The sequence below is a fragment of the Microcoleus sp. PH2017_24_DOB_U_A genome, from assembly GCF_020738205.1.
In the GTDB taxonomy this organism is placed as follows: Bacteria; Cyanobacteriota; Cyanobacteriia; order Cyanobacteriales; family Microcoleaceae; genus Microcoleus.
On the sequence record NZ_JAEQCT010000016.1, the window covers coordinates 75703 to 96448 of the forward strand.

Genomic DNA, 20746 nt, shown 5'->3' on the forward strand with positions numbered 1-20746 from the left:
TTAATTCAACCTTAAAATATCTAACCACCAGTCATTGACGGCACGGCAGTAATTGCAGTAATTGTTCGAGCTAATCGGTTGTTGTTTTTTAACATCACAACCTCGCCGAGATATTTTGCGGTTCGGCATCCGGGCGCCGCATAAATTAGCATCTGTAAAATTAGCTTTGTTCAATCTCGCATCGCTCAAATCTGCCCCTCTGAGGTCAGCACCGCTGAGATTTGCACCGCTTAAATCAGCTTCTTTGAGGTCAGCACCGCTGAGGTTTGCCCCAGTAAAATCGGCGTTTCTCAGGTCACTTCGACTTAGTTTAGCTGCGATCAAATTACTGCATTTTAAGTTAGCCAACTGGAGAGTTGCGTCGAGCAGAGAACTCTCGCTGAGATTGGCATTTTCTAAGTTTGCTCCCCTGATGTCTGCCCTGCTCATGTCGGCTTTGCTGAGGTCGGCATCGATTAAAAAGGCATTTCTCATGTTGGCGTTATTTAAATTAGCTTCCATTAAATCCGCCGCAGTCAAATCCGCATCTACTAAGTCGGCCCTGCTGAGAGTGGCGCGACTCAAGGAAGCGCCAAACAAATCTGCACGGCTCAAGGAAGCGCCAAATAAGTCGCATCCGGGACATCCTCTTGTTGCTAGCAGCCGCTTGATTAGAGGCAGATTTTGAGCTTGTAAGGGAACTGCTGCGCCAAATGGGAGTAGCAGAATCACTGCTGCCAGAATTGTCAGTTTAATTTTTGTCATCAGGTGTTGCGCGTTTAAATTGTATATGTCAATTACCTATTACCTAGTTGTCAAATCATCTCCTCATCAGACTTTCTCCCTGGATCTCTCCCCTCTGCCGGAATCTCCTCGAACATAACAGACTATGTAGATGCAAGCAAAGCTTAGTCCGGGTAATTCATCTAACTGCGTTTTATCGCCTAGTTTTCTCCTGGAATAACGCGCGCGGGGCTAAAAACAGGGTTTATTGCTAGATTTTTCGCTGTCAAATCCAATATTTTTAGCAGAAACGGCCTTGTTTGCAGCAGTCTTGGTCTAGTCGATTGACAAGCGAATTTCGACCTGTGGTACCCGCCACGTGATTTATCCGTGGAATCAATCCCAAATCGAAAATCGAAAATCCTCTCTTCCCCCGAATTTATAAAATCTAAAATCTAAAATCGATTGACGTGGCACGCCGGTGTGAGGTTGGCGGACGATCGCCTTTGCGGATATTACTTACTCCTTTAGGATGAGAGCGATTACCTCAAATCGGCTTTGCAGGCTACCGGCGAGCCACCGTTGGCAGTGGCTCAATGCCTTGTATTTTGTAGCTGGCGACGGCTGGGGTAAATGAGCTCCGGCAGTGATTCGGTAATTTCTGGTGGATGCAGGCGGATTGTGCTACGGGGGCGATCGCTCTCCGTACAGGCGATCGGTAAATAAGCCAATTGGCTTAGACTCTTAAGACATATTGCTGATGCGATGCCTTCTACAAAAAAGATAGCATTTTGGTATGAACGCCGAAATTATACTGAATAAGCAAGTATAAAAAACGACAAAGTGTGTCGGCGGGTGTGAAAAATGGGTACAACTAATACTTTCAGACGAGGAAAATCAATGTCGAACAGCATAGATCAACTGGCAGAAGGCGGCAGAGGCATCAAACTCATGTGGCAGATTGCAGACGAGCTGAGTTACACCCGGACTCTTGACGGTCGAAATTGTTTGTCGCTGAGCAAAAGTTACGAAGTAGAAAGTCGCTCGCGATCGCAAAATATAAAAAAGGCTAGCGTTTTAGATGGGTTAATGAATTTGTTAAAGAAGTGGGATTGGCAAGATGACATTGAGCAGGAAGCAGAACTGAATGAAAGTTCTTTGAAAAACATCAGCCTGCAAGTCAACACAGATATGAATGCTTTAACTAAAGTTTTGGACTGGTTGGAGCAGTTGCAAGATGTATCGATCCCCAATGAGGTTTGGTTCCAATTACAGCTAGCTTTAGCTGAAGGTTTTACTAATGCAGTTCGTCACGCTCACAAAAATCTGCCCGCAGAAACTCCTATTCAACTGCAAATTACGGTATGTAGCGGACACTGGCAATTCAAACTTTGGGATTGTGGGCCGCGTTTTGATTTTGATGCTAAGCTCGAAGAAATTATCGCAACAGATAGAAAACGCTTTGCTGATTTAGAGGTTTTGAGCGATACTTGCTTGATACCTAGCAGACCGACAACTTTGGAAATGTCTCAGTTTCGGATTGCTGGGTAAAGTAACAATTAACAGACTGGCACGGTTGAAAATGTGTTATACTAATAACGGTGTTAGGGGAAGAGTTACGGGTTGTGTCTCCGCGCGGGTCAGGGGTTTTTAATACTAGCGACCTGCTGCGGAGAAGGTTAAAAGCTATGGGCTTGGGTGAGTCTCTAGCAGTTCGACAAAAATGGGTTCCTTTGTTAAATTAGACATGAAAAATTCACCACAAAAAGTTAAAATTTATTCACATTAATTTTTAATTTTTTAATCTATGATGGTATCTGGTCGCTCACCAAATACTAATGATTTCCAAAGAAAGTTTATTTGTGCTGTCTCTATTTCCCTACTTGGGTTTTCTCTGGTTTTTGACGAAATCTGGAAAAACTCCTCGTTTAGCTCTGATGGGATTTTACGGCACTCTCGTGTTTGTGGGTGTGACTATTCCCGCAGCAATTTATGCAAAAGTTGCCTACAATGAGTCGCTAGCAAATGTCGATTGGCTCCACGGTTCTGCGGAACTATTCTTGACACTTGCCAATATTTTAGTAGTTTTAGGCTTTCGGGAAGCGGTGATTAAAGCCAAAGCATCCTCACAGAATGAGGGCGAAAAGCAAGAGTGTCTTGCAGACGGGGGAATTGATTAAGACTTTGAGCGGCCATTCTGACGCGGTGATTTCGGTGGCTATCAGTCCCGATCGCGAAACTATGGCTAGCGGCAGTCGAGATGGTACTGTTAAAGTCTGGAACTTGCAAACAGGCGAATGTTTGTGCAGCCTAGTTGGGTGCAATCCGGTGGCTTTTAGTCCTGACGGTCAAACTTTAGTCACCGGTGGGGATGGGGCCCAAATGTTAGTTTGGCAGGCGTTTGTTTAGTTGGGCGAGATAGCTGAGATACTGGGAAATGCGATCGACATCTGCGTCAAGCAAGCGATTGGCCCAAGAATATATCTTAAGTTGCGATCGCATTTCCCGAAATATTGCAGCATCCCCGCGACTGTCGAGAGGGAAAACCGAAGCATCAAATCCCGCCGACTTGAGACGGCTAACAGCGCCATCGCCATCTTGTACCCACAATTGACGCTTGATGCGAAGAGGTTGACAGCAATATTCACCGACAACGATTCCCCCCACCGAAACGCTAGCATCCTCTCCACGATTGGAAAGTTCTTGCAAAATAGCTTTCAGAGAATTGAGGTTTTTGACATCTTGCACCTGCGGCGGTGTAAACTTGACAATCACCATTTCTGTAACTTCCACTGGTTTAGTCGATCGTCCAAAGTTGACCGGTTGATTCGCCCAAGAATTTTGTATTTCCGATGGCGCCACCCAAGAATTTTGCGTTTCCGATGGCGCCACCCAAGAATTTTGTATTTCCGATGGCGCCGCCCAAGAATTTTGTGTTTCCGGTAGTGGGATCTCGATTTCCTCTGTAACCTCTGGTGTTTCTACAGGCTTTGCAGTATCTACAATTATCTGAATTTCCTCACCATCCTTCTCAATTTTCCCGCTAATCAGTAATACAGCATTCTCTATAATATGCGGTTTTAATTGTTCGTAAGCCTTCGGAAACACAACAGCTTTGATTTGATGTGTCAAATCTTCTAATTGCAAAATTGCCATCGCATCGCCTTTTTTCGTCACTACCAGTTTGATAGCGTTGAGCATGACAATAACCGATACTTTACCCTTTTTCTCGGCTAACTGTGCGAGAGTCACAACATCTGGATCTTGATTAGATTGAAGCAGAAACTTGAGGGGATGATCTGATACATAAAAACCCAGCAATTCTTTTTCTAAACGCAATTTTTCCTGTGTGTCAAAATCTTTCACAGTTTTTGATTTTGGCGCAGATTCATACTTATTCGCCGACTTCCCAAAGCTAGTATCTCCTAACAAGTCAAAGAGATTACCTTGACCAGTTTCTCGGTCTTTTTTGCGGTCTTGCGCCCATTTCATAACCCCTTCCAAGTCGTTTACTAATTGCTGGCGGTTGGGTGCGATTTTGTCAAAAGCACCACAGTGAATCAAGGCTTCTAGGGCGCGGCGGTTGACAGAATGTAGATTTACGCGATCGCACAAATCTGGTAAAGAATTAAAATCACCCCCTGACCTGCGCGCCTCCAAAATATTTTCAATAGCCCCCTCACCAACATTTTTAACCGCCGAAATTCCAAACAAAATTTTATGTTTTTCCGCCTTTGTCATCTCCATCGGCAATGGCGTAAAAGTAAGTTCAGAACCATTAATATCAGGTGGTTCAACATCAATCTTCAGCTTGATACAATTAGCAATATATCTCTGTACCTTCTCCTGGTCGCCTCTGTTAGCAGTCAGCAGTGCAGCCATGTATTCTACAGGAAAATTTGCTTTTAAATAAGCAGTTTGATAAGTGATATAGGCATAGGCCATTGAATGGGATTTATTAAAGCAATTAGATGCCACCAGACTATTTTCTAGTGTAAAATTATGATCTCTTTCAACGCCAATGTCATATACTTCTTGAGTTCCTAGTGATTTTCTACTAATGATTTTAACCATGTTTGTAACTCCTGAGAATATCTTCAATTTTAGTCTTTTTTCGTTGTAAACCTAATCTGGGATACTGATACACAAAATCATAGAATGCTTGTATATTTTTCCGACTAAATATTCTCCAATAATAAACTTTTTTAAATTGATGCTCTTGTACAGAACCCATGCCTAAGTGCCTTGTTAGTTCGCAGGGAAATTTAAAGGAACTAACAATGCAGACTAAACCGCCACTCCTACCTTTGTTTGCATAAGCACAACCGTCACCATCAAAGTACCCTAACACATAAGACGCTAAATATTTGGAGTTAGGAAAATAGGTAACTTCTGAAAAAGTCCTTCCTGTTATGATGCCGTAGCCCTGTAAAGAGCTTGCCAGTTTTTCAGAAGAAAAATTTATTCGGTAGTGAGGAGCATAATTTTGAGGCTGAACAATTCTAATTTCACCAGAGTATTGTAGCTCTATGCTGAGCATTTCTGTGAGTTCTTTGTCAATTGATTCAAAAGCTACATAATTAGTTTGAGTAACGCAGCCATCAGCAGCTAGCAATCCTAACAAATAGGCTTTAGCTTGAGAGTCAATTATATCAAAATAGCTTTCATTTAAAGTATAGCGGTTTCGTCGCTTAGTATTAATGTCAGCTTCTTTTAAAACTCTTGAAACTGCTCTCTCGCTTACCCCAAGGTAGTTAGGGATTTCTCGACACTCCATGCCTTGGTTAAAAGCTAAAATGATTTGTTCCTTGTGTTCTGATTTTAGTTTCCTATAGTCTATATACATTTTATAGATGTGAGCTAGAGTTGATTTGTTTTAAGTCTAATCCTTTTTCAAAGATTTCGTCAATAGGTAGCATTTGACCGTCAAAAGTCATAAACTTGTGATCTTTTGTCGCGCGAATTATCGAGCCATCTTCCAGACAATACTCAAAGACCTCCTGCTGACCTCGGCGATGCCACTGTGCAATTGGCTGTGTATAAATATGGCCATTATTATCAACACTGTAAACGGTACATTCAATTTCTTCCTCGACAATTTTACCAATAGCCATCGGCCCATATTCCATAGTCAATATCTTCGTGTCATAGCTCAAACAATATTCCGCGAATTGAAGCATCTGTCCGAACAACTCTTCGGCAACTCTTTGAGCGACACCATTCTTAGTTGCGCCATCAATAAATGTTTCCTTTTGCTTCTGCATTTCATCAGCCTTCTTCTTGCCCATTGCGCGGCGCAGCAAGTCAGCTTGACCTAAAGAATAGCCCGCCAAATCTTGAGCCATCCGCATAATTTGCTCTTGGAAACAAAGCGTTCCATAAGTCTCTTTTAAAATTGGTTCTAACAGCGGATGGTCGTATTTAACGACTTCTCTACCATGTTTGCGATCGATAAATTGTGGAATCAAACCAGCATCCAGCGGGCCGGGACGATAAAGCGCCAGAATAGAAGAAATATCATCCAGACAAGAAGGTTTGATTTTTTTTACTACATCCAGCATCCCAGAAGATTCTAGCTGAAAAATACCTTCTAAATCTCCTTTTTCTAATAGTTGATAAGTCTTTGCTACATCACCGGGTAACTTGTTGTTCCTAGTAAATGTCTCTTGAGCTCTGCGTTCTATGTCAGAAGGTAAGCCTTCAGCATTGATAGTTATATCTTGAGTTTGCTTAACATAATCAACAGTTTTTTGGAGAGTCGTTAAATTTTTGAGTCCCAGAAAGTCCATTTTGAGTAACCCCAAAAATTCCAAGTCTTCCATAAAATATTGGGTGATTACAGCACCATTTTCATTTTTTTGCAGGGGCACAATTTCATCAAGGGGGATGGAAGAAATCACCACACCGGCGGCATGAACACCATAGGTTTTGTTAGTTCCTTCAATGCGAATTGCCATGTCAATCCACTGACGCACTGGGACTTCGGTGCCAGTTTCGGCATTAGTACAAATAGTATTTTCGTAGTTGGTTTTAAATTCCTGTGCCGGTGTTGCATCGGAAATCATTACTTTGAGTTTTTCCGGTTTCCCCCGCGATACTGGAATCATTTTCGCCATCTCATCGGCTTTTTTGTAGGGAATACCTAAAACTCTGGCAACATCTTTCAAAACAGCTTTTGATGTCATCCTGTTGAAGGTAATAATTTGCGCTACGCGGTCTGTACCATATTTGTCTGTAACATATTTAATCATATCGTCCCGTCTTTCGATGCAGAAATCGCTATCAATATCTGGCATCGATTTGCGTTCGGGATTGAGAAATCTCTCGAATAGCAATCCGTGGTGTACCGGGTCTATGTTGGTAATATTGAGGACATAAGCAACTAAAGAACCTGCCGCAGAACCACGTCCTGGCCCGACGGGAATATTGTTGTCTCTAGCATATTTCATGTAGTCCCAAACCACTAAAAAATATTCAGAGAAACCCATCTGCTGAATCATTTTTAGCTCATATTCTAGTCTTTGTTTGTAGACTGGGGGGATTTCATTTCTGGTACGGGCTTTGAGTCTTTCTAATAATCCTAGCCAAGATATTTCTTCTACATAGGTATCGGCGGTATGTTCTGGGGGAATTGGGATTGTGGGAATCCGAGCTTCTCCTGTTAGATCGTATCTTGATACTTTGTTTGCTACTTCTAGGGTGGTTTCGATCGCCTCTTCGATCGTTTCATCATCCAAATGGTCTCGAAATAGTTGCGCCATCTCCATAGCAGACTTCAGATATTCTGTGCCGCTGTAGCGCATCCGCTTTTCTTCTTCAATCAGTTTGTTGGTGTTGATGCACAACAAAGCATCGTGAGCTTCTACGTCGTTGCAGGAAATATAGTGAGAATCATTGGTGGCAATTATTTTAATATTGAATTCGCGGGCAATTTTGACGATTTCAACATTAACCATGCGGTCTTCTTGGGAACCGTGGTCTTGAATTTCTATATAATAGTCTTCTCCAAATACTTCTTTATACCATTTGGCAACTTCGCGGGCAGTATCTAGCTTGTTTTGCAGAATCATTTGGGGAACTTCGCCACCCAAACAAGCGCTGGTAACAATGAGACCTTCGGAGTATTGTTTGAGGAGTTCTTTGTTGATGCAAGGACGGGCAAAAATACCTCTTTCGGGCATTCCTTTTAAATGGGAAATTGTGGTAAGTTTTACTAAGTTTTTATAACCTTGCGTATTTTTAGCTAAGACAACTTGATGGTATTTTCTTCTACCTCGAACTTTGACTTCGATGTCGCCGTTGACGACGTACATTTCATTGCCAATGATGGGCTTGATATTTTTATTTCGACAAACTTTGATTAGCTCGATCGCACCATACATCACGCCGTGGTCTGTAAGGGCGATCGCGGGCATCCCCAATTCCACCGCCCGTTCAGCTAGCTGCTGTAGCTGAGATGCCCCGTCTAGCAGGCTGTAATCGCTGTGAATGTGCAAACCAACGAAAGACATAGCGATTTTATATTGTAGATTTTAGATTTTAAATCTTACACCATTGGCGTGTCAAAGGATAAAATAAAAAACAAAGCTTATTATCACTTTTAAGATAATTTAGGGTGGGGGGTATGACACCATAATACATCAGTTTGCTGTGGTATGGATGATAGAATGGGTAAGTTGTTGTCGATCGCGATGGCTACGCCCTGGCTTACGCCTACGCACTTTTACAAACTTGCTTGTTCCAAATAACCCTCCAAATCTTTAATACGTTCTTTTGTGACTCTGGCTCTGCAATAACCGTAGATAGAAGGAGCCACGCTACCACCCTCAAAGTAACCTGCTTCATAATCGCAAGATTCATCTCTAAACTTGAGCCAACTTCGCTGTGCGACTATCAATCTCTGCTTTTGTTTGCTGTTGAGTTTTGGTTGAAGTTGCTGATATACTTGATTGAGTTTTTTGTCTGCTGCCTGAAACTCTTGGCTGGAACACACATTCTGATCCAGTGTCGTTTGAGGACTTTTACAGTTAGGTTGTTGGGCGAGTATTAAGGATGTATTACTAGCTTGACTGGGAAGTAAAGATGTGGCTGTCAATAACAGTGAACTAGCTGCCAATGTTGTCCAAACAATGCTATTTTTCAAGGATTTTTCTCCTTAGTTTGTTAGTAATGACTGATTTCCTATCAACTATCAACTGTCAACTGTCAACTGTCAACTGACTGCTGAGCCGATCGCCAAATCCACCAAGCAGCCGCCCACAGAGTAAAATTACCGATGACAGTCATCGCAGCTTGCAGGGTAACAATCCATTCTAGGGCTGGGGAGTTGTCGAAAAAGTGCCACGTACAGGCGCACATAGCGCTGACAAGGGCGGGCAGCATTCCGACAGAAAGGCCCCACCAAGCTCGGTTTTTAGTGACTTCGCCGTAAGTCCAAATTAACCAGATGGCGGCAATCCACTCGACGACACTAGAGACATGAATAATCCAGGTTGGAATTGACAAAGCGTGCATTTTTTGTATTGTGAAGGAAGATGTGTGACAGTTGGCAGTTGGCAGTTGGCAGTTGGCAGTTGACAGTTGGCAGTTGACAGTTCACCGTTACATTAGTGCTGTCCGCCGCTCGCTAACTTCGTGATTTGACAACTTGCCTGGTCGCTTAGAAAAGGGTTGACATTTACACCATTTATGGTAGCAGGTTTGCGGTGCTATTCATGAAGTTATTTGTGCGAAGAGCGATCGGGCGGTTGCGATATTTTGTTGTTTTAAAAAAGAATCTTTTGGTAACAATAATTAGGTATTGTAATAGTTATATTCGATTCCAAACAAAGAGTAGAAATGCGAGCAATTTTGTGCGGCTATTATGGTAAAGGCAACGGTGGCGACGAGGCGCTGTTGGCTTCGCTACTGCAAATGTTACCAGATGGGGTGACGCCGATCGTCCTTTCTGGCAATCCCGTCGAGACAAATCAGCGGTACGGAGTAGCTGCGCGCGATCGCATGAATGCGTTTGGTGTCCTCGATACACTCCGCAGCGCTGACGCCCTAATCTGGGGTGGCGGTAGTTTAATCCAAGACAGTACCAGCCTTGTCAGCCCTTTTTACTATGGTGGCTTGATGGGATTAGCGCAGCAGATGGGCTTAAAAACTGTTGCTTGGGCCCAGGGAATTGGCCCTTTAAATCGTGAGATTACTCGTAAATTATCTCAGCGGTGTTTTGGTGGATGCACAGCCGTCAGCGTGCGCGATAAAGGCTCAGCTACCATACTTGCAGATTGGCAAATTCCCTTTACATTAGCGCCCGATCCAGTGTGGGCTTTGGAAAATTCCCCCGTCTCCGGTTTGTGGGATTTGCCGTCGCCGAGAGTTGCGGTTTGTTTGCGATCGCACTCTACACTAACACCCGCCCGTTTGTCAATCCTAACTCAAGCTTTAGTTGACTTTCAAAAAGCCACTCGCACCTTAATTTTGCTGCTGCCTTTCCAAGCTTCCCACGACTTAGAAATTGCCAAACATTTGCACGAAGCGCTGCCGAAAAGGAGCCGCATCCTTAGTTTAGACGATCCGAGAAAGTTGAAAGGAGTGTTCCGGGGAGTCGAAATGGCGATCGGGATGCGCTACCACAGTTTAATTATGGCAGCATCCGAAGAATGTCGCTGTTTTGCCCTCAGCTACGATCCCAAAGTTAGCCAATTGATGGACGAGTTAGAAATGCCGGGATACTTATTATCAGAATTGCCCGAAGATCCCTATTTAATCAGCAAAACCTGGATGGATCACTATGCCAACGGCGCCGCACTATCGCCAGACAGGATAAAATTTATTGTAGGGCGATCGCTCTTTCATAAGGAAGTATTGCAAACCGCACTCCAGCAGTCTCAGTAAACAGTTGATAGTTGACAGTTGACAGTTGACAGTTTACCTGGAACAGCACAGTTTTGATGGCGGGGAGGCTGAATCTATTTTTTGCTAAGAGGTAAAATATTATGACAGTAAGTACAGCCGACATAAAAATTACCTGGGAAAAATTGCCAGACGATTTCATCTTAGACGAGGAACCAGTGGAAAATATCGACCAACCATTACTCGCCGCCGCCCTGCGCGAAATCCTAGAAATTGCCGGACTATTGTTAGAGGGAATCTTAGTTGCGCCGAATATGTGTGTGTGCGCGACATTAAACGACAAGCTAGTTACCAAAGCGCCAGATTGGTTTTATGCCCGCAACGTACAACCGCTTGCTGCCCCCGAAATTCGCCGCAGTTACACCCCAAACTTAGAAGGAGAAATCCCGGATATCGCGCTGGAGTTTTTATCAGCTAATCAGTACGACGAATATTCAAGTAAACCAACTTTTCCCCCGGGAAAATGGTTTTTTTACGAGCAAATGCTGCGAGTACCAATCTATGGTATTTTTGAGCCTGCGGCAGGATTGCTAGAAGTGTATCGGTTGAATTCATCAGGAAGATATGAAGCACAGCAGCCGGATGCAAACAATCATTATTGGATAGAAGGAGTTGGGTTATTTCTAGGCGTTTGGCAGGGAACAAAGGCTGAAAGAACCGGATATTGGTTGCGCTGGTGGGATGAAAGCGGACAGATGTTATTGTGGGGTGCAGAGATGGTGGAAAGGGAAAGACAGCGAGCCGATCGACTAGCCGCACAATTAAGAGCAGCAGGCATTGAACCAGAAGCTTGATACAATAATTAGAAATGAAAAATCCTAAGACAGCGATTTTTCATTTCTAAAAATATCTGCGTTAATCAACGTTAATCTGCCCGCATCAGCGGTTAAAAATTACATTCAGGAGACAGCAAAATTGGCAAGAGTTAGAGTTCGGGAACACGTAAATCCCCTATCGATGAGATATCAAACATCCGCCAGTCCCCCAGATTGGACGAAAATATATAGCGACTTAAATTTGCCACTGCATTTAGATATCGGCTGCGCCAGAGGCAGGTTTTTGTGGCATATGGCGCAAGCACAAGCTGATTGGAATTTTCTCGGATTAGAAATTCGGGAACCTCTGGTGGATGAGGCAAATCTTTGGCGGGACGAAAAAGGCTTGACAAATCTGCACTATTTGTTTTGTAATGCGAATAGTTCCCTGAAACCAATTTTAGAAACACTTCCCGCTGGTACTTTGCAGCGAGTTAGCATTCAATTTCCCGATCCGTGGTTCAAGAAAAAGCACCACAAGCGGCGGGTGGTACAGCAGGAATTAGTCGGCGAGTTGGCGACTTATCTGGCTGTTGGCGGCGAAGTGTTTATTCAATCGGATATTGAGGAAGTAGAAGTCGAAATGTGCGATCGCTTTTCATCTCATCCTAGCTTTAAACGCACAAATAACGGTGAATGGTTAGCAGAAAATCCCATGCCTGTAGCCACTGAAAGAGAAATTGCTACTCTCAAACGCGGGGAACCAGTTTATCGCGCAGTGTTTCACAAATAAAGGGTATTGTTTCACAAATAAAGACCTCCGAATTAATTGCGATGTTTCACAAATAAAGCCCACCGAATAGAATTCGGGGCTACACAAACAATGTCCGCCTCCGCGGACTGAAGATAAGAGTATCAATAAAAGCTGATTTGGTGTTTGAGATCGTATCAAATTCATTAAAAATTACATTAAACCTCTTGCAAAAATCCTTTTAACCAAATTTTGGGACGGGCTAGAAGCCCATCCCACAAGAAAAAAGATTGTTGTGGGATGGCTTTGAGCATCGTCCTAACTATTTTTGCAAGAGGTCTATTTTATACTATTTCTTTAAATTGGCATTTATCTCTTTTATTGAGTCCGTGGAGGCGGACATTGTTTGTGTAGCCGCGAATTCTATTCGCCCACACTATTTTAACCCGGAATTTGGGGAGGTTCGGGGTTTGTTGGTTTCGACTTGTTTGTCGATCGCACTTCTGTAACTATCCACCACATGATTCGGCATCACATCCCCATTAGGCGCCAAAAAAGCCCACTCCTCACCCACGTGTACATATTCAGTCTTAAAGAACACCGTAAAAGGCACCAGCGTAATTGCATCCGCCAAATTTACCACACGATAGCTGTTCGGTACAACTCGATTGTGCTCCCTCGCAAACACCGGATCGCCCACCCTCGGACTGCCATAAGTATACAACTGCACCTGCTTTTTCAACCGAGGAACATTCACCGCAATCTCGATCGCAGCCAAAGTCGCGATCGCAGCACCCAAACTGTGGCCCGATAGATAGCAAGGAACCGACGGATTCAGCTTTTTGGCAATGTCCAGCGTTTGAGTGGCAATATTGCTGTAGATGGTTGAAAAACCGGGATGAATTGTACCGTAGGACTTACTGAAAACCTTACTTTCTTTTGTAGCGTAGGCAGGTAATTTTTGCTGGAATATACTTGGTCATACACTAACTCTAAATATCAATATAGCGGTTCTCAAAAAAGTCAGGTACGTTGTTGGGCTTTAGCCCTCTTATGTGTATAATATAGTAACCGAAGTCGCATGAAAAAATTCATTTATAGTCATACCTCATCTTTCGCTCGAAAGGCTATATCAAAAAACGGGTTTTTTACCTAATCTGCTGGCTGCAATCTAATGATTTTAATAAAAAACCCAGTTTCTCACCTCGTCCTTAATTGCTACTTTCCCACTGTCAACAAAGGTTTCCCTCATAATTGAGGTTCAATTCCAGCCGATCGCAATTGAGCGCGCAATTGCTCTAATTCTTCTTGAGCGCGATCGGCCCTTTGCCGTTCTTGTTCAGCCCTTTGCCGTTCTTGTTCAGCCCTTTGCCGTTCTTGTTCAGCCCTTTGCCGTTCTTGTTCAGCCCTTTGCCGTTCTCCTTTGCCGTTCTTCTTCAACTCTTTCAAAGCCCGTTAACAGCAAATTCCCTTCACTATCCCACCAGCGCAGCCAAGGTAACTCAACATTTTGATACCTTCCCTGCCAAATTCCCAATTCCACTCCTAACGGTGGAATTGGATAATGACCGCGATCGTTTGCCGGAAGTAAATGATAGCTACGGCCTACTAAATGGTAAACTTCGACACTCGCCTTAGTCACCTCATAAATCCCGTAAAATTCCGGACGGATGACATTTTCGTAAATCCAGAATTTGCCAGGTTTAGTTTCCTGTTGACCAGTTCGCAACAAAGGCGTTCTATCTCGTTCTTCAGCACCATTTCCCGACACAAATTCTAACACAATTAATGGTGCTAAAAACTCTTGCCACATCACATAAGAACGACGCACTTGACCGTCAAATGTTGGCGGGACATTTGGCACGTAAAACCAATCCGGTGCTTCCGCACCACGCTCTAGTGGCTCAGTCAATCGCCAATAAATCCCGCTATCTTGACCGATACAGTAATCAGCATCTGGATGAATGCTTTGGAGGATCGGAGTAATAGAATCAGTTAACAGAATGCTTTGGGGATGTTCTTGAAAGTTTTTCACAAAAGTGCCGTCGGATTCTGGTAGCTGAGTGTGATCCGGCCAACCTGCGGGGTTGTTTTCTACATCGAGAGAGAATTTCATGGTTTTATGTGAGTAACAGGTCTTAATCAAGAATGTCTTTAATTTTTTTCTCAAACTCCTCTTGACTTATATTACCATTTATCAAGTCATCAGTGAGAGATTTAATCGGATTTTCTGTTACTTGAGGTGGAGAGGCGATCGCCCCAATATTCGCCTCAAACAAAGCCGCCCCTTCCGGTTGAGAACTATCGAAAACTTCCTTGAGTTCCGCTGCATCCATTTGGCGGCCGCTAGCATAATAAAGGTGCGTCGCCTGTCCCACCCTCCAAGTCAGTGCAAACAGCGACGAAGCCACCGCAAAACCGCCCACAAACGGCACAAACAAACCCAAACCATACATCGATATCCAAGCCATAAACGCTACCCAAAAAGAACCCAAACCCCCGAACAGATTGCCTCCGATCGCCAGCGCATCTTGACCTTTTGGATAGCCCCATTTTGCCCCAATATCCCGCATCATTTTTAATAGCAACACGCTCGCCACCAGTAGCGTCACCGTCATACTTCCCGGCAGCGGGTTGAGTCCCAGAATTGCAACTCCAATGGCATAATCGATAATCAAGTCGCGGATTTCTTTGTTGATTTCGACAAGGTTTGGTGCGCGGGCGATCGCTTCCATTTCCGCTGAGGTTTTTGGGGAGTTTTTAGACATAATATTTCGTCTTTATGAAAATCTATAAAAACTCTTGTGGGGCAGGCAAGATGCCTGCCCTATACAGGCTTTTATGGAGAGATATATTCTAATCTAAACCCAAGACGGCAGCCACATCCTAATTTTCCATTCTATTTGTGACAAAGGCAATCCCAAATAGAGAGGCATCCAGAAAATAAAAGCACCCAAAACCATAAAAATTATTGTTACCCCCATCCCTCGGAGGCGGGTTTGTGGGCTGTGCAGCCACCTGTCAGTCCACCAAGCAAGTGCTAAAGCTGCAAACACAGAACAGCCCATATAATGATACAAAAATACGCAGCGAGTCACCTTCACCCAAGGCAGCAAATTAGCCACCCAATTAACTATTAAATACAGCGCCATCCACATTTCAGTAGTCGGCGGAAACAAAATCGGCCGCTGCTGTTCGATCGCCTCAACAGAAGCCACCCGGCGCGTTTCCCTCCACACAAAAACCCGGTGAACCAAAACTCCTATTACTAGCAGTAAAGCTAAAGTTGACAGCCACCAAAGCAAAGGATTTCCCATCGCGTGAACATCAAGAATTACCGGGTTTACACCGCTGGGTAAAGGCGGCAAAACTGGATCGGATTGTGCGTTGCTGCTAATACTTTTGTAGAAGTAGACTATCGGGCGCAGCATCAAAGGCCAACTGTACCACGCCGAACAGTAAGGATGCACGTCAGGCCCGCTTTTAATCCGCTGGTGATAAGTCAAAATTTCCGTTTGCATCTGCCAAAAGTTGGGAGTTGGATTGAGATGCAGGTGAGGAATCCAGGAGATGCTGTAAACTAAAACAGGAATCACAGCTAGACTCAAAATTACTTCTAAGAATTTGAGTTGAGTCAGTCTTTGTACGGGACTTTCGGGCGGCAGGAGAGCAGGATTTACCTCGGCACTCTGTTCTTCATCTCCTCGGTTTCCTTGGATTAAACGCACTACCCAAGCGCAGATTAAAATTAGATACGTACCGAATAGAAACCACAGCCCATTCCATTTGATAGCAGCAGAAGCACCGAAACCTATTCCTGCTAGCACCAGCCAAAGCCACCGCTTTTTGCCTTCTGATTCTACGGATTTTAAAATAAATAGTTGTCCTAAGATTCCGAACAAAACTAGATAAATGTTGTTGAGCGCGTAGCGAGATTCAACTAAAAATAAACCGTCGCAGGCGATAAAGAAAGCAGCCAGAAAAGCAAAGGTGTGGCGTCGCACTAGCTGATAAGCCAGAGCTCCGACAACTAGGGGAATAAAGGAGCCTGTGAGAGCATTTAGCCAGCGGTAATCCCAAGGGGAAAGCGTTGAGCCGGCTAGACCGTTGACGGCTGTTTTGCCGAAGGGGAGGTGAGTGCCGATCGCAATCCCGATCGCAATTATGTACTGACTCAGCGGCGGGTGAGCGTTGAAAAAAGGTGTTTTAGTGAGATAATCGTTGGCAAACTTCGCGTAATAAACCTCGTCAAATACGAAAGCGTTAAATCGCTCCAGTTCCCAAAAGCGCAGAATCCAAGAAAATAGGAACACACCGAGCATTCCTAGACCAAAAACAAGAGTGGATCTGTTGAATTGTTTTTTGTTGAGTTGCATAAAATAACCGAAAATAGTAGATGCTAGATTTGGGGGCGATCGCTAATTTTAAAATAATCAGTTGAAAAGAGCGTAAAAATTACTATTATGACTTTTAACCTTCGCTGCTACAAACCCGATGCAGGCAATAATGCTTGTCACGTGGGGCGATCGGCGGTAGCGACTATTGTTTCACAATATGCTGCCTATGTAATTGGCACCCAGGCAGGAAAAACGCATATGACAATGTGCGATCGACTATGATACCGGTTAACAAGGTCTTGTTTAAGGCGGGTGTTTATGAATCTCAGGCTGTGGGTTTGGGGGATAGCTGTAGGTGCAAGTATCCTCCTAGGAGTTCCAGCGGTGGCGGCACCCAGTGCGATGCAAATTAGTCAAGGGGTATCGCAGCAGGGAGGGGGAAACACTGCTGCTGCGGCTGAAAAATCCTTGAAAGAAGGGCTCCAACTGTACCAGCAAGGGACGGCGGAATCTTTAAAAGGTGCGATCGCCAAGTTTGAAGAAGCATTAAAACTGTATCGAGAAGCGGGCGATCGCGGTGGAGAAGCTGTCACCCTCAACAACATCGGCAAAGTCTACTCAGATTTGGGAGAGAAACAGAAAGCGCTAGAGTATTACAGCCAGTCTCTTCCACTGAGTCGGGCCGTAGGCGATCCCTCTCTAGAAGCTATTACCCTCACCAACATCGGCTTAGTCTACTCAGATTTGGGAGAAAAAAAGAAAGCGCTAGAGTATTACATTCAGGCCCTTCCCCTGAGTCGGGCAGTAGGCAATCGCTTAGAGGAAGCCCGCACCCTCAACAACATTGGCTTAGTCTACTCAGAATTGGGAGAAAAACAGAAAGCACTAGAATATTTCAGCCAGTCCCTTCCCCTGAGTCGGGCCGTGGGCGATCGCACTATTGAAGCTACCACCCTCAACAACATTGGCTTAGTCTACTCAGATTTGGGTCAGAAGCAGAAAGCGCTAGAGTATTACAGCCAATCTCTTCCGCTGAGACGGGCTGTGGGCGACGCTCAAGGGGAAGCTACCACCCTCAACAACATCGGCGGTGTCTACTCAGAATTGGGAGAAAAACAGAAAGCACTAGAATATTTAAGCCAGTCCCTTCCGCTGAGTCGGGCCGTAGGCGATCGCTCTCTAGAAGCTACGACCCTCAACAACATTGGCTTAGTCTACGATGATTTGGGAGAAAAACAAAAAGCACTAGAATATTTAAGCCAGTCCCTTCCCCTGAGTCGGGCAGTAGGCGATCGCAGTGGGGAAGCTACCACCCTCAACAACATCGGCGGTGTCTACTCAGATTTGGGAGAGAAGCAGAAAGCCCTAGAGTATTTGAGCCAGTCCCTTCCGCTGAGACGGGCAGTGGGCGATCGCAGTGGGGAAGCTGTCACCCTTTACAACATTGCTTATGCCAAACGCGATCGAGGCAATCTCACTGAAGCCCTCACTAATATTGAAACCTCCCTCAAAATCATCGAAAGCCTTCGCACCAAAGTTGCTAGCCCAGAACTCCGCACCTCATACTTTGCCACCGTACAAAACTATTACCAGTTCTACATTGACCTGTTAATGCAACTGCACAAAACCCAACCCAAATCTGGTTACAATACTAAAGCCTTTGAAGCCAGCGAACGTTCCCGCGCCCGCAGCCTCCTCGAACTTTTGCAAGAAGCAAACGCCGATATTCGTCAAGGTGTCGCCCCAGAATTATTGCAGCGAGAACGCAGTTTACAACAGCAACTCGATGCCCTTGAAAAACGACGAATCGAAGTTCTAAATCGCCCCAACCACACTCCCGCCCAAGAAGCAGAATTAGAACAACAGCGGCAAACTTTAATCACACAATATCAGGACATTCAAACCCAAATCCGCACCACCAGCCCCCGGTACGCCGCCCTCACCCAACCGCAACCCCTAACTCTTTCACAGATTCAACAACAAATCCTCGACGAGAATACAATTTTACTCCAGTATTCTTTAGGAAAAGACCGCAGCTATCTCTGGGCTGTGACGAAAACCAGCATTACCAGTTATGAATTACCAAAAGCTGCCGAAATCGAGACAACTGCCAAAAACTTTCGTGCTGCTGTCACTGATCCGCGCTACCGAGACATCCCCAATCGAGTCGCTGAAGCTAACAACGCCCTCAGTCAAATTATTTTACAGCCCGTTGCTGCCCAACTCGGTCAAAAACGCCTGCTGATTGTTGGCGATGGTGTTTTGAATTATCTTCCCTTTGCCGCCCTTTCGCTCCCCGGAAAATCCGGTGAAAATGGGAATCCGCCTTTAATAGTAAACCATGAAATTGTGCTGTTGCCTTCCGCTTCCACCTTGGGAATCTTAAGACAAAACTATAGCGACAGACAAGCCCCTACTCGCACTTTAGCAATTCTCGCCGATCCAGTTTTTAGCGGTAACGACGAACGAATTAAAAATTATTCTTCAGCCACCACTGAGCAAGCGGTAGAATCAGCAAATCCCGGTTTAAGTCGCTCCCGAGGCAACAATAACGTACAGTTTGACCGTTTAAAATTCACTCGCCAAGAAGCTCAAATCATTCAAGCCTTAGTTCCTGCCAATTCTCGCACCGAATCTTTGGATTTTGCAGCCAGTCGCGCCACAGCCACCAGCCCGAATTTAAGCCAATATAAAATCATTCATTTTGCCACCCACGGTTTCGCGAATAGCACTAACCCGGAATTATCAGGAATCCTCATGTCCTTAGTAGACGAAAATGGCAAACCCTTAAACGGATTCCTGCGGCTTACGGATATTTTCAATCTCAAATTAGCAGCAGAATTAGTAGTTTTAAGTGCCTGTCAAACCGGATTGGGGCAGAACATTCAAGGCGAAGGCATGGTGGGATTGACGAGAGGATTTATGTATGCTGGGGCGAAGCGAGTGGTGGTGAGTTTGTGGAGTGTGGATGATGAAGGAACCTCGAAGTTAATGTCGAGTTTCTATCAGGGAATGCTGAAAAAAGGGTTAACGCCAGCAGCAGCTTTAAGGGCGGCGCAATTGGAAATGTTGCAGCAGAAACAGTGGCAGTCTCCCTATTATTGGGCTGCGTTTACGCTTCAGGGTGAATGGCGGTAAACAGTTGACAGTTGACAGTTGACAGTTGACAGCGGGGTTTTAAAACCCTGAATTTTGATAAAGTTGATGAAAAATCAGCATCAATTTAGTACGAAAAACCAGAGACGTAGGGTGCGTCGCCACTAATAATTCTCGCCCTCAACCAGGATGCCAGTGAGCGACGCACCCTACAATTTATAACCGGGATTAATAACGACGTAGAGTGCCTCGCCACGAATAATTCTCGCCCTCAACCAGGCTGCCAGTGAGCGACGCACCCTACAATTTATAACTGTCATCAAAGTTATCCAGTTGTGTGCATCTGCTTTGTAGTCTACAAAAGAGTTGCGTCTTCCCGATCGCATATTACCAGAAAGAATTGGTTGAAAGCCGGAACCCCTTGAGGGAGAAATTAAAATCAGACTATTCATTACTCCAATCCTCTTCCTTCTAGGTAGAGGTGGCTCTCAAACTGTCAACTGTCAACTGTCAACTGTCAACTGTTGAATCACCCTTCATCTCAAAATTAACTCCTTGGTAAAGTTCGCTCAATTGAATTTGAAATTCGCTCGCACTTAATGTCATAACTTCATCAGCCGTTGTATATTCTGTTAATACCCATTTATTTTCTGAATTTTTAGCAAATTGTTCGATATAACATTTATATTGGTCGATCGTAATATATTCTCGAAGACTGGGGATCGATCGATAATACTGAAATTTATCGCCTCGATCGTAATTTTTGGTTGAATTTGACAAAACCTCAACAACCAGCACCGGATTAGTTACCGTAGTCGTACCGCTGCCCTCATAAGCAGGCTCTCCAGAAATCACCATGACATCGGGATAAGTGTAAAGGCGATATTGCGATATCCACAAACGCACGTCACCCATATACACGCGATAGTTCGGCCTTCCCAAAGTCAATTTAAAGCGGGCATAAAAATTACCTGCGATTTCATTGTGATTCGTTGTTCCACCTGTCATTGGCACTATTTCTCCATCACGGTATTCACTTTTAAACTCCGCAGTTGCCTCTAATTGCAGATATTCTTCGGGAGTGCAGTAGCGTTTTTCTGTTTGTACAACCATAATATCCTCAGAGCGACGCGCATCAAAATGAGACTAACATTATACCAAAAAAAAGCGGCTCTGCCATCGCAGAACCGCCGTAACAGAGG

At 44.5% G+C, this 20746-nt stretch carries 19 protein-coding genes and 1 pseudogene; 8 read left to right on the forward strand and 12 right to left on the reverse strand.

Going from position 1 to position 20746, the window contains the following annotated elements:
* Positions 1–744 (reverse strand): pentapeptide repeat-containing protein, encoded by a 744-nt coding sequence (locus JGK07_RS01035; protein WP_293241262.1) that lies wholly within the window; start codon positions 742–744, stop codon positions 1–3.
* 858 nt (positions 745–1602) lie between these two features.
* Here JGK07_RS01035 and JGK07_RS01040 point away from each other — a divergent pair.
* The 3 genes from JGK07_RS01040 to JGK07_RS01050 all read left to right on the forward strand — a co-directional run bounded on the left by JGK07_RS01040 (position 1603) and on the right by JGK07_RS01050 (position 3111).
* A complete protein-coding gene (locus JGK07_RS01040) occupies positions 1603–2253 on the forward strand; it encodes an ATP-binding protein (RefSeq protein WP_293174873.1) in 651 nt (216 codons plus the stop codon).
* A 287-nt stretch (positions 2254–2540) separates the two neighbouring features.
* Positions 2541–2882: a DUF3593 domain-containing protein gene (locus JGK07_RS01045; protein ID WP_293206103.1), complete on the forward strand. Its 342-nt coding sequence runs from the start codon at positions 2541–2543 to the stop codon at positions 2880–2882.
* Positions 2875–3111, forward strand: a complete 237-nt coding sequence (locus JGK07_RS01050; protein WP_293174868.1) for a hypothetical protein — start codon at positions 2875–2877, stop codon at positions 3109–3111. The genes JGK07_RS01045 and JGK07_RS01050 overlap by 8 nt, the downstream gene beginning before the upstream one ends.
* Here JGK07_RS01050 and JGK07_RS01055 read toward each other — a convergent pair.
* The 5 genes from JGK07_RS01055 to JGK07_RS01075 form a co-directional block, all read right to left on the reverse strand.
* Positions 3088–4776, reverse strand: coding sequence for an OB-fold nucleic acid binding domain-containing protein (locus tag JGK07_RS01055; protein ID WP_293241264.1), 1689 nt, complete (start codon positions 4774–4776; stop codon positions 3088–3090). The two genes, JGK07_RS01050 and JGK07_RS01055, sit on opposite strands and share 24 nt — an antisense overlap.
* Positions 4769–5548 (reverse strand): endonuclease, encoded by a 780-nt coding sequence (locus JGK07_RS01060; RefSeq protein WP_293189643.1) that lies wholly within the window; start codon positions 5546–5548, stop codon positions 4769–4771. Before JGK07_RS01060 ends, JGK07_RS01055 begins: the two co-directional genes overlap by 8 nt.
* Before the next feature lies 1 nt (position 5549).
* The gene (locus JGK07_RS01065; protein WP_293174859.1) at positions 5550–8213 is read right to left on the reverse strand and encodes a DNA polymerase III subunit alpha; all 2664 of its coding nucleotides are present in this window, start codon (positions 8211–8213) and stop codon (positions 5550–5552) included.
* A 212-nt stretch (positions 8214–8425) separates the two neighbouring features.
* Entirely contained in the window at positions 8426–8845 is a 420-nt protein-coding gene (locus tag JGK07_RS01070) for a lysozyme inhibitor LprI family protein (RefSeq protein ID WP_293174856.1), read from the reverse strand.
* A gap of 62 nt (positions 8846–8907) precedes the next feature.
* The gene (locus tag JGK07_RS01075) at positions 8908–9216 is read right to left on the reverse strand and encodes a DUF2499 domain-containing protein (protein WP_293174853.1); all 309 of its coding nucleotides are present in this window, start codon (positions 9214–9216) and stop codon (positions 8908–8910) included.
* Between the two features lie 324 nt (positions 9217–9540).
* On the opposite strand from JGK07_RS01075, the gene csaB reads away from it, so the two are divergent.
* The 3 genes from csaB to trmB all read left to right on the forward strand — a co-directional run bounded on the left by csaB (position 9541) and on the right by trmB (position 12153).
* Positions 9541–10587, forward strand: a complete 1047-nt coding sequence (csaB, locus tag JGK07_RS01080) for a polysaccharide pyruvyl transferase CsaB (protein WP_293174850.1) — start codon at positions 9541–9543, stop codon at positions 10585–10587.
* Positions 10588–10688: 101 nt separating this feature from the next.
* Complete coding sequence (locus tag JGK07_RS01085; protein ID WP_293174847.1) at positions 10689–11399, forward strand: Uma2 family endonuclease; 711 nt, start codon at positions 10689–10691, stop codon at positions 11397–11399.
* Positions 11400–11520: 121 nt separating this feature from the next.
* Positions 11521–12153 (forward strand): tRNA (guanosine(46)-N7)-methyltransferase TrmB, encoded by a 633-nt coding sequence (gene trmB, locus JGK07_RS01090; RefSeq protein ID WP_293214159.1) that lies wholly within the window; start codon positions 11521–11523, stop codon positions 12151–12153.
* A 394-nt stretch (positions 12154–12547) separates the two neighbouring features.
* Here trmB and JGK07_RS01095 read toward each other — a convergent pair whose 3' ends face one another.
* The 4 genes and pseudogenes from JGK07_RS01095 to JGK07_RS01110 all read right to left on the reverse strand — a co-directional run bounded on the left by JGK07_RS01095 (position 12548) and on the right by JGK07_RS01110 (position 16487).
* Entirely contained in the window at positions 12548–13084 is a 537-nt protein-coding gene (locus JGK07_RS01095; RefSeq protein ID WP_293225568.1) for a lipase family protein, read from the reverse strand.
* A gap of 275 nt (positions 13085–13359) precedes the next feature.
* Positions 13360–14227: pseudogene (locus JGK07_RS01100) on the reverse strand (Uma2 family endonuclease).
* A gap of 22 nt (positions 14228–14249) precedes the next feature.
* Positions 14250–14879: a hypothetical protein gene (locus tag JGK07_RS01105; protein WP_293213260.1), complete on the reverse strand. Its 630-nt coding sequence runs from the start codon at positions 14877–14879 to the stop codon at positions 14250–14252.
* A gap of 93 nt (positions 14880–14972) precedes the next feature.
* A complete protein-coding gene (locus JGK07_RS01110; RefSeq protein ID WP_293225550.1) occupies positions 14973–16487 on the reverse strand; it encodes a phospholipid carrier-dependent glycosyltransferase in 1515 nt (504 codons plus the stop codon).
* A gap of 87 nt (positions 16488–16574) precedes the next feature.
* Between JGK07_RS01110 and JGK07_RS01115 the strand changes: the two genes are divergently transcribed.
* Entirely contained in the window at positions 16575–16730 is a 156-nt protein-coding gene (locus JGK07_RS01115; protein WP_293174832.1) for a hypothetical protein, read from the forward strand.
* Between the two features lie 36 nt (positions 16731–16766).
* Positions 16767–19586, forward strand: coding sequence for a tetratricopeptide repeat protein (locus JGK07_RS01120; RefSeq protein ID WP_293225548.1), 2820 nt, complete (start codon positions 16767–16769; stop codon positions 19584–19586).
* Positions 19587–19753: 167 nt separating this feature from the next.
* Here the strand turns inward: JGK07_RS01120 and JGK07_RS01125 are convergent, their stop codons facing one another.
* Together JGK07_RS01125 and JGK07_RS01130 are read right to left on the reverse strand one after the other, a co-directional pair.
* Positions 19754–19996 carry a hypothetical protein gene (locus tag JGK07_RS01125; RefSeq protein ID WP_293225546.1) on the reverse strand — a complete coding sequence of 81 codons (243 nt, stop codon included), beginning with the start codon at positions 19994–19996 and terminating at the stop codon, positions 19754–19756.
* A 58-nt stretch (positions 19997–20054) separates the two neighbouring features.
* Positions 20055–20657: a Uma2 family endonuclease gene (locus JGK07_RS01130; RefSeq protein WP_293195728.1), complete on the reverse strand. Its 603-nt coding sequence runs from the start codon at positions 20655–20657 to the stop codon at positions 20055–20057.
* Positions 20658–20746: the final 89 nt, after the last annotated feature.